The 12,957-nt window shown below is 46.2% G+C and carries 12 protein-coding genes; 8 read left to right on the top strand and 4 right to left on the bottom strand.

Annotation, left to right across the window (positions count from 1 at the left end):
* Together bioD and KDK13_RS01525 are read left to right on the top strand one after the other, a co-directional pair.
* Window positions 1-695, top strand: a 695-nt coding sequence (gene bioD, locus KDK13_RS01530; protein ID WP_257283000.1) for a dethiobiotin synthase, incomplete at its 5' end; no start/stop codon positions are given.
* 110 nt (window positions 696-805) lie between these two features.
* Complete coding sequence (locus KDK13_RS01525; protein WP_257282999.1) at window positions 806-2,596, top strand: acyl-CoA dehydrogenase C-terminal domain-containing protein; 1,791 nt, start codon at window positions 806-808, stop codon at window positions 2,594-2,596.
* A gap of 104 nt (window positions 2,597-2,700) precedes the next feature.
* Here KDK13_RS01525 and KDK13_RS01520 read toward each other — a convergent pair whose 3' ends face one another.
* Window positions 2,701-2,958, bottom strand: coding sequence for a hypothetical protein (locus KDK13_RS01520; protein ID WP_257282997.1), 258 nt, complete (start codon window positions 2,956-2,958; stop codon window positions 2,701-2,703).
* A 434-nt stretch (window positions 2,959-3,392) separates the two neighbouring features.
* Here KDK13_RS01520 and KDK13_RS01515 point away from each other — a divergent pair, with 434 nt between their 5' ends.
* The 4 genes from KDK13_RS01515 (at window position 3,393) to KDK13_RS01500 (ending at window position 8,632) form a co-directional block, all read left to right on the top strand.
* On the top strand, window positions 3,393-4,250 hold the full coding sequence (locus tag KDK13_RS01515; RefSeq protein WP_257282996.1) for a DUF3943 domain-containing protein: 858 nt from the start codon (window positions 3,393-3,395) through the stop codon (window positions 4,248-4,250).
* A 139-nt stretch (window positions 4,251-4,389) separates the two neighbouring features.
* Window positions 4,390-6,171 carry an acyl-CoA dehydrogenase C-terminal domain-containing protein gene (locus tag KDK13_RS01510; RefSeq protein WP_257282995.1) on the top strand — a complete coding sequence of 594 codons (1,782 nt, stop codon included), beginning with the start codon at window positions 4,390-4,392 and terminating at the stop codon, window positions 6,169-6,171.
* Between the two features lie 163 nt (window positions 6,172-6,334).
* The gene (locus KDK13_RS01505) at window positions 6,335-7,486 is read left to right on the top strand and encodes an RICIN domain-containing protein (protein ID WP_257282994.1); all 1,152 of its coding nucleotides are present in this window, start codon (window positions 6,335-6,337) and stop codon (window positions 7,484-7,486) included.
* Between the two features lie 237 nt (window positions 7,487-7,723).
* Complete coding sequence (locus KDK13_RS01500) at window positions 7,724-8,632, top strand: phosphatase PAP2 family protein (protein ID WP_257282993.1); 909 nt, start codon at window positions 7,724-7,726, stop codon at window positions 8,630-8,632.
* Window positions 8,633-8,947: 315 nt separating this feature from the next.
* Here KDK13_RS01500 and KDK13_RS01495 read toward each other — a convergent pair whose 3' ends face one another.
* Window positions 8,948-9,901, bottom strand: a complete 954-nt coding sequence (locus KDK13_RS01495) for a hypothetical protein (RefSeq protein ID WP_257282992.1) — start codon at window positions 9,899-9,901, stop codon at window positions 8,948-8,950.
* A 173-nt stretch (window positions 9,902-10,074) separates the two neighbouring features.
* On the opposite strand from KDK13_RS01495, the gene KDK13_RS01490 reads away from it, so the two are divergent.
* Window positions 10,075-10,215 carry a hypothetical protein gene (locus KDK13_RS01490; RefSeq protein WP_257282990.1) on the top strand — a complete coding sequence of 47 codons (141 nt, stop codon included), beginning with the start codon at window positions 10,075-10,077 and terminating at the stop codon, window positions 10,213-10,215.
* A gap of 346 nt (window positions 10,216-10,561) precedes the next feature.
* On the opposite strand, the gene KDK13_RS01485 is transcribed toward KDK13_RS01490, so the two are convergent.
* Window positions 10,562-11,122, bottom strand: coding sequence for a hypothetical protein (locus KDK13_RS01485; RefSeq protein WP_257282989.1), 561 nt, complete (start codon window positions 11,120-11,122; stop codon window positions 10,562-10,564).
* Between the two features lie 371 nt (window positions 11,123-11,493).
* On the opposite strand from KDK13_RS01485, the gene KDK13_RS01480 reads away from it, so the two are divergent.
* Window positions 11,494-12,177 (top strand): FKBP-type peptidyl-prolyl cis-trans isomerase, encoded by a 684-nt coding sequence (locus KDK13_RS01480; protein ID WP_257282988.1) that lies wholly within the window; start codon window positions 11,494-11,496, stop codon window positions 12,175-12,177.
* 71 nt (window positions 12,178-12,248) lie between these two features.
* Here the strand turns inward: KDK13_RS01480 and rsd are convergent, their stop codons facing one another.
* Window positions 12,249-12,719, bottom strand: coding sequence for a sigma D regulator (gene rsd, locus KDK13_RS01475; protein WP_257282987.1), 471 nt, complete (start codon window positions 12,717-12,719; stop codon window positions 12,249-12,251).
* Window positions 12,720-12,957: the final 238 nt, after the last annotated feature.

Here is a 12,957-nt window from a genome sequence, read left to right as displayed (position 1 = left end):
GAGCACCAGTCAACCCGGGGAAAACTTATTTTGTTGCCGGTACGGATACGGATGCCGGAAAAACCGTCGTAACCTGTGGGCTGCTTGAGGCAGCCCGCTTACAAGGGTTAACGACACTGGCCTTAAAACCGGTTTCTGCAGGTTGTCAGCTCACTGAAAATGGCCTGAGAAATGACGATGCATTGGCGTTGATGGAGGCTATGACGCTTGCTCTACCTTACGAACAGATAAACCCCCTGGCTCTGGAGCCTGCCATTGCCCCCCATATTGCGGCAGAGGAAGCCGGTGTGCGTATGACTCTGGACCGACTTGTGGGTTACAGCCGCGGAGCCCTGATGCATAAAAATGATCTGGCTCTTATCGAAGGCGCTGGCGGCTGGCGAGTGCCCCTGAACTCACGGGAGATGATCAGTGAGCTGGCAAAAGCGTTGAATACCCCTGCCATTCTGGTGGTTGGCATGAAGCTGGGTTGTATCAGTCATGCGTTGCTTACTGCTGAAGCCATTCTCCGTGATGGTGTCAGGTTGGCAGGTTGGGTGGCGAATCAGGTGGATCCTGATATGAGCCGTTATGATGAAAACCTGGAGACCCTGAAACGTATGATTCCTGCCCCTTGTCTTGGTGTGGTGCCATTTCTTGATGATACCAGTGCCAGTCAGGTTGCCGGGTATCTGGATATCTCTCCACTGGTTTGACTGCTGACGTGTATTGACATTTATTCTGTCTAAACGTAAGTTTCAAACAACTGTTTGAATAGTGCTATACTCATCTTTATCCATAAATAAAAGAACATCGAGGATGCATCATGCCAGAATATAAAGCCCCCCTGCGAGATATCCGGTTTGTCCGTAATGAAGTTCTGGGCTTTGAGGAGCATTACGCGAACCTTCCTGAAGGTCAGGATGCTACCCCGGACATGGTGGACGCTATCATGGAAGAAGGCGCCAAATTCTGCGAACAGGTCCTGTCACCGCTGAACCGTGTCGGCGATGAGGAAGGTTGTACCTGGGCAGAAGAGGGCGTTAGAACCCCAACCGGATTTAAAGAAGCCTATCAGCAGTTTGTTGAAGGTGGCTGGCCCTCACTGTCCAGTGATGTTGAGCATGGTGGTCAGGGACTTCCTTCTTCGTTGGGGCTGGTACTCAGTGAAATGATGGGTGAAGCCAACTGGTCCTGGGGGATGTATCCCGGGCTGAGCCATGGCGCAATGAACACTCTGGAAGCTCATGGTACGGATGAGCAGAAAGAAACCTACCTTACCCGCCTGATTTCCGGTGAGTGGACAGGCACAATGTGTCTGACTGAATCTCACTGCGGTACTGATCTGGGGATGTTGAAAACCAGAGCCGTACCACAGGAAGACGGCACTTATCGTATTACCGGTACCAAAATCTTTATCTCTGCCGGGGAGCACGATATGGCAGAGAATATTGTTCATATCGTTCTTGCCCGTCTGCCGGGCGCGCCTGAAGGTACCAAAGGTATCTCCCTGTTTATTGTTCCCCGCCATCGCCCGGATGCTCCGGGTGAAACCAACGGTGTCAGCTGTGGTTCCATCGAACACAAGATGGGTATTCATGGTAACGCCACCTGTGTAATGAACTTTGACGATGCAACCGGTTATTTGATCGGTGAAGTGAATAAAGGTTTGAACCATATGTTCACCTTTATGAACTCTGCCCGTCTGGGTACCGGTATTCAAGGGCTTGCCCATGCCGAAGTCGCTTATCAGGGGGCGGTTCGATATGCCCGTGACCGCCTGCAGATGCGTTCACTCTCCGGTGTGAAGAACCCTGATGGCCCTGCTGACCCGATCATTGTTCACCCGGATGTTCGCCGTATGCTGTTGACTATCAAGGCACTGACGGAGGGTAACCGTGCACTGGTTTACTATGTGGCACAGATTGCGGACTTAATGAAAAGTCCCGATGAGGACGTCAGGAAACAGGCTGACCTGGAAATGAGTTTCCTGACCCCTATCGTCAAGGCGTTCATGACCGAGACAGGATTTGAAGCCGCTAACCATGGTCTGCAATGTTACGGTGGCCACGGTTTTATCAGTGAGTGGGGGATGGAGCAGAACGTTCGTGACTGCCGTATTGCCATGCTTTATGAGGGAACCACGGGTATTCAGGCGCTGGACCTGCTGGGCCGTAAAGTCCTGATGACTCAGGGTGCCACCATGAGGCCCTTCACCAAGGTGGTTCATAAGTTCTGTCAGGCTCAGGCAGACAATGGAGAGCTTCAGGAGTTTATCAAGCCTCTGACTGCCCTTAATAAAGAGTGGGGCGATCTGACCATGCAGATTGGTATGAAGGCCATGCAGAACAAGGAAGAAGTTGGCGCAGCCTCGGTTGACTACCTGATGTACTCCGGTTATGCCTGCCTTGCTTACTTCTGGGCCCGGATGGCACTGACGGCAAAAGAAGCTCTGGCCAATGGTACCACTGAAGAAGGTTTCTATAAGGCTAAAATCCAGACGGCACAGTTCTACTTCCAGCGCCTGTTACCAAGAGCACAGATGCACAAGGCGTGCATTGAGTCTGGTGCCGATAACCTGATGGCCATGAGAGAGGAAGATTTTGGCGACGTTTAAGTCTCTGGCCTGACGGGCTGACAGCTATTCAGCCATAGGTGACACAACAAGATAAAACAAACAAATAGAGAGGCTACCGGTTGGTAGCCTTTTTTTGTTGGTTATTACTGCATTTCATCAAGAATCATAAAACTCAGAAAAGTAGCGGGTAAGGCAATGATCATAATAACCGGGAGCACCGGATTAAATAGCATGATAGTACCTGCTACCAACCAGATCGTTCTGACCCAGCTGCGTTTGATGCGCTCTTTTCTTGAGATGATTCGACCATTAGGCCGTACCAGTTTGCTCACTGACTGGTTAAACAGGGTAGCAAAAAAAATCTGCACAATTGCAGTGATCAAGACTAGAAGATATCGCATAAGATGCCTGACTCTATGATCAACAATATCGGAACAGCAGGACAACTTATCTTCCATGACCGGGTAATCGAATCAACAGCACTGTTCCGATAAAATGATCAATCAAAAAGAAGATCATCAAACTAAGCTAGTTTACTTCATCGGCAATTGGCACTTTTTTATGATGGACGTAAATGAGGGTCTCAGTGAAAAAGTAACTTTATTTTGCATTCTATTTGGTGCGTTTGAACTCAGTCTTTAGAGGCATTGACTGCTTTGCCAGCTATAAAAATATGGTCTATACATGTGAGTTTGCTTTCATAAGACCCTGGAGCTGAATTCAGCAAATAACGCTGTGCTGATGTCGCATCATTATGAAGAAGAATACCCAAACGATAAAAAACCTGTTGATTCTTCTTGCCTTCCTTTTTCTGTTATCAGGACTATTGCAACCTGTGAGTTCTGATGATTTCAAAAACAACCCGAATCAGCAGGCTTCACCGCCTGTTGTGCATCATGATGCCTACCAGGTGGAAATATTTAGCCAGCATCAGCTACAAACAGAGCTTACCAATTATCCATTGTCTTCAGATGAATGGCACTGGTTCCTGAAGGATAAAGACAAAGGTTGGGACATCACGCTATTTGATAAGTATCCCCAAGAGAATCAGGCCAGACTTTGGTATCAAACTAAAGTGACGTTTGGATTGGCGCTGGGAGTCCTGGGGGTGATCAGTCTGTTGCCAGAGAGTGTTTCCAAATGGGATAAATCGAAAATCAGCCCCATCAAAAAGTGGTGGCACAATGTAAAGTCGGGACCTGTATGGGACACCGATGAATGGTATATCAATTATATCGGTCACCCTTATTTTGGCGGCGTATACTACGTTATAGCCCGCTCATCGGGCTATAACCAGTGGAACTCATTTGTCTATTCATTGCTGATGTCCACTTTCCTTTATGAATATGGCATTGAGGCGATGTGTGAGCGGCCGTCCATTCAAGACATTATTGTTACTCCGCTCGGGGGGTGGCTGTACGGAGAATGGGCTTATCAGAAAAAAATGCAAATTCTGGATAATAACGGTGAAGTAATGGGCTCTAAATCGTTGGGTTCTACCGCCCTGCTTCTGCTTGACCCTATTGGAAAAATCAGTCAATGGATCGGTGGTGACAGTGACAACGGAATAATACAAAACTTGTCGATTCGGTTAAGTGCTATGCCCCCGGCTTCCAGTTTTTCATCTTACCGAAAAAAATCACTCGACCTTGGTAATCGTTACTTTGGCGTTGAGGTTTTCTTTAACTTCTGAATACGACAACTAAACACAAAGAAGCACACTCTTTTGCTGAAAAACAGGTACTTCTCGGGTAGGATAGCGTCACGGAACTCACAACCTGTGTGATCAAAAGCCGTTCTGGCAAGAAGAATAATTTCAGGAGTGGAGAGTAATGGCCGATTACAAAGCCCCCCTTCGTGATATGCGTTTCATAATGTATGACGTGTTCAACGTGGAAGAACAGTGGTCTCAGTGGCCTGCTGTCAGTGAAACGGTGGATCAGGAAACCGCCGATGCGATTCTGGAAGAAGCCGCCAAACTTGCTTCACGCACCATTGCTCCTTTAAACCGCTCGGGTGATGAGGAAGGTTGTAAATGGGATCATGGTCAGGTTTCTACTCCGGAAGGTTATAAAGAGGCCTACAAACTGTTTGCTGAAGGTGGTTGGAGCGGGCTGGGAGGGAACCCTGTTTATGGTGGTATGGGGATGCCCAAGGTATTGGCTGCCCAATTTGATGAAATGGTCTGCAGTGCCAGTCTGGCATTCACTCTCTATCCCAGCCTGGGGGCCGGTGCCAGCCTGGCTATTGATGCCCACGCTTCCGACGCATTGAAAGAAGCGTACCTGCCGCCAATGTATTCCGGTGAATGGGCGGGCACCATGTGCCTGACGGAACCCCATGCTGGCACAGATCTTGGCATCATCCGCACCAAAGCGGAAGACAAGGGCGATGGCAGTTACGCCATCACCGGTACCAAAATTTTCATTACCGGTGGGGAACATGACCTTACCGAGAATATTATCCATCTTGTGTTAGCCAAGCTCCCCGATGCACCTCCTGGACCTAAAGGTATCTCATTGTTTCTGGTACCCAAGTTTCTGGTGAATGAGGACGGATCTTTGGGTGAAAGAAATACCCTTGGTTGTGGTTCGATTGAACACAAAATGGGAATTAATGGCTCGGCAACCTGCGTTATGAACTTTGATGGGGCAAAGGGCTACCTGGTGGGAGAGCTGAACAAAGGCCTGAATGCCATGTTTACCATGATGAACTATGAACGACTGTTTGTGGGGATTCAGGGCCTTGGCAGTAGTGAGATGTCATACCAGAATGCCCTGGAATATGCTCAGGATCGCATCCAGGGACGTTCTGCCAGTGGTGCTGTGCAAAAAGATAAAGCGGCTGACCCATTGATAGTCCATGGGGATATTCGACGGATGCTGTTGAGTATGAAAGCCCTTAATGAAGGTGGCCGGGCTTTTTCCACCTATGTAGCCAGGCAACTGGATATAGCCAAGTTCAGCCAGGATGAGCATGAAAAAGAAAAGGCTTCAGCCCTGGTGGCGCTGTTGACCCCGGTGGTGAAAGCCTTTTTAACCGATGCAGGGCTGGAAAGTTGTGTTGCCGGCCAGCAGGTGTTGGGTGGTCATGGCTTTATTCGTGAGTGGGGTCAGGAACAACTGGTCAGGGATGTTCGTATCACCCAGATTTACGAAGGAACGAACGGCATTCAGGCGCTGGATTTACTTGGCCGCAAGATTGCCCTGGGCGGCGGCACCTACCTTGAAACATTCCTGAGTGAAGTTTGGGCATCCGTTGACGCTGATGATGAATTTACTGAAGAGCTACTGGCTGCGGTAGGAAAGCTCGAGGAGTTGACTCGCACACTTCTGGCTCAGTCTGAAAATGACCCCAACGTCATTAATTCTGCCTGTGTTGATTACCTGAATGCTTTTGCCTATGTTGCCTATGGCTGGATGTGGTCATTAATGTCCAAAACCGCAACCAACAAGCTGGCTGAAGGCGGTGAAGATCAATCCTGGCTGGAAGCCAAGCAGGTGACGGCACGCTATTACTTCAAGCGTTTATTGCCTCGCTTTGACAGTTCAGCTGCCGCCGCTCTTTCGGGAACTGAGGAACTATTTGCCTTATCTCCTGGTCAATTCCAATAGAAAGCAAGATCATTCCAGCTGAAAACAGAAAACCTCGCTTTGCGGGGTTTTCTGGTCTTTGGATCTTGATTTGACAGGTTCAAGACCAATAGAAACAGTGAAATACAGGTGCTCTGTTGCATGGGGTATTATCGGTCGCGTGAAATAAATGTCGAGGATACACATGATGCTCTGCTCAGCCCATAGGCCTTTATACCAGGTATCTTTCTATATATTGATCATGATCTCCGGCGAGAATACCTATGGAGCAGATGAAGTTGAATCTCCGGCTCATGCCAATAACTTTCTTTTAAAGCAAAAAGACACAGGCCAGTGTCTGGTTGTAATGGATGAACTGGAGGGCTGTCACTCCGAAGCAGGCAGACTGATGGACAGCTGCGTTAATAGCAACAGGGTAACGTTCAGCGAATGTAACGAAGAAAACCCTGAACAGCGGTGGATGTTTGATTTTCAAAATAAACGGATTCACTCACTGAAACGAAAAGATGATCTATGTTTGACCCGGCTGTCGAAAAATCTGTCCATGGATATTTGTCAGCCAGGGAATTTGCAGCAGCTATGGTTGTTTAATCAACAGGATCAGCTTTACAGTCGAGTGGATTCTCCTGGCTCTCTTGCTTTTGTAAAGCTATTGCAGGGTAATACTGATGCGCCCTCACCGGTCACGTTCAACTTTGTTGAATCAGAAACTGGAGATGATCAATGCTACCTGAGTCCTTTTACCGGAAGGGTAGAGTGTTTGGGATTTGCAGCGGATGAAGACGCTCTGAAACAACAGGAAGTCGAGTTCTGGCACTGGTCAGGTCATTGGCCATGGCAGCCAGAGCACATAAAACTGACAGAAGACCTGAAGCTTGGTGATTTCAAGAATAATCGTTGCCTGGCGGTCACACAATGTCATATGGACAGTGTTGGGCAGTACGACTGTTTTGGTGGGGCAAAGGTTCAGGTAAGTGCCTGTCAATCAGTCAGCCATCAGGTCTGGCGCTATGACCTTGTTGGCAAAAGACTGTTTAATAAACAGGCAGGGGAGCAGTTTTGCTTAAGCTGGTTATCGGGAAAACTGACACTGGAGCACTGTCTGACTGGCGGTGATGGTTCCCAGAAATGGTATTTTGCCCAGGGAAAAGGAAGCAAGTATCCCGAGAGAGGCCAATTGCGTTGGTTTTCCAACCCAAATGAACACTGTGATTATGTTAAGGCCCTTGATTTTGAGCCCATAGTTAAATTTGAAATATTAAAGAGAGACAGTCAGGGAAAAGGCTGTGGTTATAATCCCATTGATGGCCTTTGGAAAGGCTTATGTGCTAATTAGGCTATTTGATAAATAAAGTAATTCATAATTGCCAATCACAATTTCAAAGGTTAAATCCTGATATTGAACTTTCTGATAATCGATCCTGATCATAAGTAGCTGTAGAAAAAAAATCGTAAATTTGTAGTGTCATTTTAGATACAAGAAGAAACATAGGGTGCTTTCAGGCCATTTTTTATTGACTGATATGCGTGCTCTGTTTTTAAGCGGCGAACCAAAATAAGAAAGGAGCTGTTTGTGACTGAGTTACTCCAGTGGGGGTTGGATTTTGTCGCCTGGATACAGCAATATCGAAGTCCGGTGGCTGATAAATTTATGCAACACACCACCGATCTTGGGGGTAAATATTATATTTATTTCCTCCCGTTCCTGCTCTGGTGTTTGAATTTTCATTTTATGGTTCGTGTTTTCAGCCTGGTTTTATTGTCCTTTTTTATCAATATCAGTTTCAAGGATGGGCTGGCTTTACCAAGGCCGTTTGATGTTGATCCGACAATTACAGCTGATCGGGAGTGGGGTTATGGTATGCCCAGTGGCCACTCTCAAAACTCAGCACTTTTATGGGTTATGCTGGCCATCAACGTAGGTAAACGGTGGTTCTGGGTTATGGCGCTATCCATTGTTTATCTGATCGGGTTTTCGAGAGTCTATTTTGGTCTTCACTTTCCCGGAGATATTCTCGGAGGGTGGGTTCTGGCTGCCGTGCTGCTGTGGATCAACTATTTGTGGGGTGACCGGTTTTTACAATGGTTGAATAAGCAGACTATTGGGTTTCTGATCGGCAGTTTATGGCTGCTGTTAACTGGCCTTTATCTGCTTTACCGGGGCATTGATATGCCAATCATGGCGGGGATTATTGCCATCAGTCTTGGCTTTGGCACGGGGTATATGATTACCTCCCGATTCTTACATTACAACGGCTACGGAAACATCTGGCAGCGTTTATTACGCAGTGCTGTGGGATTGATAATTTTGTTTTTTTATCTTAAGGCTACAAAAAACTTTTTTCCGGAGGTTCAAAACGGAGAATATTATCGAAACATGTTTATCGTGAACACAATAACGGGTTTATGGCTGACATTAGGGGCTCCCATGATTTTTTCCCTGCCTTCTCTCAGAGGGAGGCAAAGCAAACCAGAAAATTAATGTTTCATTTGGGTTGGTACTCCCTTTGTCGTGCACTTCGGCGCTCAGCGTCGTCGGGCACACATTCTCATGAGAACTCAATTTGACGCTCTCTTGCAGCCCTTATGTGCTCAATGCAGAAGCTTTCTGCATCCTCCTTCGGCGTTCTGCGAAAGTGGGATCATTCAATAAGTGCTGCTGCAGTAACTCCCTTTTTCGCTTCCTTATGAGCACTTTTCGGCGCTCTGCATAATCGGGATCATTGTGGTAGCGCTGCTTTCGAAGTTCTTTTATGTGCTCTGCGAAACCAGGCTCATTTTGATAGCGCTTCCTTTTTCACTTCTTTTGCGGCTTTGCGCAATTGGGATTGTTGTGTTTGTGCTTCCTTTGAATCTCCCTCCGGCGCTTTACGTAATCAGGATCATTGTGATAGCGCTCCCTCGCGCGATCCCTCCGGCGCTTCCTTTCACGTTCTGCATAAACGGGATCTTTATGGCGCTCCCTTTGACACAACCTTTCACGCTCCCGGTAAGCAGGATCTTTGCGAAGCTCCCTTTGGTCCTCCCTTTTGCGATCCAGGTAAGCAGGATCTTTGCGGCGCTCCCTTTGGAGTTCCCTGTTGCGCTTCCTATGGCGCTCTGCGTAATCGGGATCATTCTGGTAGCGTTCCTTTTGGCGCTCCCTTTTGCGCTTCTTCTGGCACTCAACTATTAAAGAGTTAACATCAGCAATCGCTTCTTCTGCTGGTGTTTTTTGGTTCAGGTTTAGCGAGCTATCTACAGTAAATGGCCCTGGATTTTTCGGGTTAGAGGGTACAGGTAGGTTGGTTAACTGATAATCAGAATCAGAATGGCTCGCTGGTATTGGCTCACTGATCTCAGGCTCACTCCCTGATAAGCATATCTGCTGGGCAAAGTTGCTGTTTCGTGTTGATGAAAGCGTGTTATTAACGGATTCATTACCAGAATTCCAGGTAACATCTTCTTCAAGAACTAAATGTAGCGTCTCAGGGATATTGGTTTCGAAAGAGTATTCTTGATTGTTAAGTGTTAGAACAACAACATTATATTCATTCAACAAATGAAAAGAATTTACTTCATTTTGGGGTGTGCCGGATTGATTATGGTAAACAGGAATAAGTGTGTCCAGCGTCCGAACAGAAATGCCTTGATAATTCGGTCGTTGTATGTTGGCATCAAATTGCCAGATTTGTTCTGCCAAATCCAATGAATTGGAATCAAGGTCAGTAGAGGCAGTAGAAACTGAAATTAAATTATTGGAAAGATCCATTAGACTATTGAATTGCTGAATTGCAGTTTAAGACTACTCTTTCTTATAAAAGTTCAATCCGAACACAACCCTCTCAAAATCCATCCTTGATGCTCTGCCTGATCCTGAAGGGGGATTGTTTTCAGCTTTGTGGCGTTAACATATGGTGCAGAAAGATAATCAGGACCTGTACGGTGGATGATATGCTGTATTTCCTGCCCGACAACGGCACCAAGGTTCAACTGATCCATGAGGAAGGCATCATTCCTGTGCCCGGTGCTATCGAGCTGCAATTTTTGGTCTTGCAGCTTTTCTGTGTGCCAAGGCTCCTATGAGTTTGATGGGTTGTCGTTATCATAAGCTTCTGCACTCCGTTCGTCCTGAGGTTAAACATACAAGCCGTCGAAGGGCGCTCAGGATGAACGGAAATGGTACACGTCAATCTCATTGAAATGATGTACTAGAAATGAGGATGACTGGACAGGTTATAAGACAGCTTGGAACATGGTCAGGCAGGTCAGCGATAATGATACTGCCGGTGGCTGCCTGAGGTCGGCTGAGTGGTGTCATTTCTCCTCAGACAGGTGGCAGAGATGAAATCAGATATCAGTAAAGTAGTGAAGATTCAAAAGTAATGAGGGGGAATAGAATTCCCCCTTTAAACTTCAAATTGCCATTTTTTTACTTCTTCTTGGCAGGAGATTTTCTTGCAGCTGCTTTTTTGGCTGTAGCTTTCTTTTTAGGTGCAGTCTTTGTAGCAGGAGCCTTTTGCTTGCCAGCTACCTTTTTAGCGGCAGGTTTTTTCTTGGCCACAACGGCCTTTTTGGCTGCAGGCTTTTTCTTGGCAGCTACTTTCTTTTTAGCTGCAGGCTTCTTGGCAACTACTTTCTTCTTGGCAGCTGGCTTACTCTTAACCGCTGTTTTTTTCTTGGCTGCCACCTTTTTGACAGTGGCTTTCTTCGCAGAAGTTTTCTTCTTAGCCGCTACTTTTTTCTTGGCAGTGGTTTTTTTTGCCGTGCTTTTTTTCGCAGAGGCTTTCTTGGCGCTGGCCTTGGCCTTTTTCAGTGCTTCTCTGGCTTTTTCCAGCTTTTTCTTCAGTGCATCGATTTCTTTTTCCCACTTTTTAACCATGTCGACCTTTTTAACAGTCTTCTTGGCAGTGGTTTTGCTGGCAGGAGCTTTTTTGGCAGTAGCTTTCCTGACAGTACTTTTTTTTGCTGCAGTCTTCCTTGTTGCAGGCATTGGGTCGTCCCTCGTTAAATTTAACCAATCTACTAGTAGTTAGTACATCGTAATAAAAACTGAATAATTTATACCCAGTTTTAATTCCAACATAGAGTGCTTATTCGTCATCTGCAAATTTTTTTTTAGCTTTCTCTCTATTTTTTTGATAATAAAACTGCATTTTTTATAAACAGATATAAAGAATATGACGTTTATTTTTCAGGTTTACTGCAACAAAAAGTGCTTTAAACAGGGCACTTTTTCAGTACGCAACGTTCACTGGGGTTGCCAAAAAAAACAATTTACTAAATGATAAGGCTCAAAGTTCCCTGTACTGAAAAGACTGTGTCGAAAAGCAAGATATAAAATTGGTCAGAAAGAGTATATGTATGATATTAAAAACGCTTGTCGGCGTTACCCTGCTCTCTTGTTCCTTATGTTCATTTGCTGCTCTGGATACAGAAAACGACAAGTTAAGCTATAGCCTTGGCGTATCCATGGCTGAGCAACTGAAACAGTTTGGCGGAATCAATATTAACGCCGTTATCCGGGGGGTAGAGGATAATCTTGGCAGCCAGACTCTACAGCTATCACCGGATGAAATCACCTGCTTTGTTGATTTAGCTCAAGTTCAAAAGCAAAACCTCGAACAGGTCAAGTACCAGAAAATAGCACAGGAGAGCCTGGAAAAAAGCCAGCATTTTCTGGCAAAAAACAGGAAAAAACCAGGAGTTGTTGTACTGGAAAGCGGTCTTCAGTACCGGGTACTTACAAAAGGCAATGGCATCAAGCCCTCCGTTACTGATCATGTAACCGTTCACTATGAAGGTCGCCGACTGGATGGAACGCTCTTCGAAAGCTCATACACTCGCAACCAGCCCGCAACTTTCCAGTTAAACAGGGTTATCGCGGGCTGGACAGAAGGAATACAGAAAATGCCTGAAGGGTCAATCTGGGAGCTTTTTATTCCCTCGGCTCTGGCGTACGGCTCCAGTGGTATTCCCGGAATCATTGGACCCAATGAAGCAATTATTTTCAAGGTGGAACTCAGGGATGTAAACAAAAGCAGTTGATACTGACATGAGTACAAAACGACGGCATGGCCTGGATGCAGTAAACAGTTTGTCCTCACCTGGTTTGAAAATCATGATCCATTCAGCTTTTCCCGGTGAGATTCATGCAGCGTTTCAATCATTTTATCTTCAAGACTGAAACGTTCTTCCAGAGTTTCACCTAACTCCGATACAGCACCCTGGAGTTTCTGCAGAGAGCTGATTGATTCACAACTGTCATTAAACTTCAAACACCTTGAGGTATTCTCTTCCAGCTTTGGCAGCATCGTATGAGCCAGCTCAATTCCCCCATCATTAAACTCGCGGGCCTCCTGAATCAACTGCTCATAAACCTCAAAGTGACCAGCTGAAGCATAATCCACTAAAATCTGGCACAACTCCTTCAATTTACTGGCCACCGGGCGCTTGTCATCATCAAGTTGATCCATTCCATTGATGGAACAGTAAAGAACGATCAGCTCCTGACGCTCGTTGAGCCAGCGATCAATAATTTCTGATACACCTCCCCAACGTTCTTTGGCCGTTTGACAACCCTCCAGCATGATAGACAGTTCCTCTTTAACAATTAGATCTCTTCTTCGTGAATGGGGATCTCGTCAGCGCCTGTGTCAGGCAGCTACGCTGCTAGGTTATGACAGTGAATTTTTTGCGGCAAGCGTTTATTTTTCTAAAACACAACACAATTTAAAATGCAAGTTTTCCAGGAACGTTATGAATTCAATGGTTTCAGGGTATTTTTCCGGCAACCCAAAAACTATTTCAACTAACAAATTTTAATTT

The organism is Endozoicomonas sp. SESOKO1 (assembly GCF_024606265.1).
In the GTDB taxonomy this organism is placed as follows: domain Bacteria; phylum Pseudomonadota; class Gammaproteobacteria; order Pseudomonadales; family Endozoicomonadaceae; genus Endozoicomonas.
This window is presented reverse-complemented; position numbering and strand designations above follow the sequence as displayed.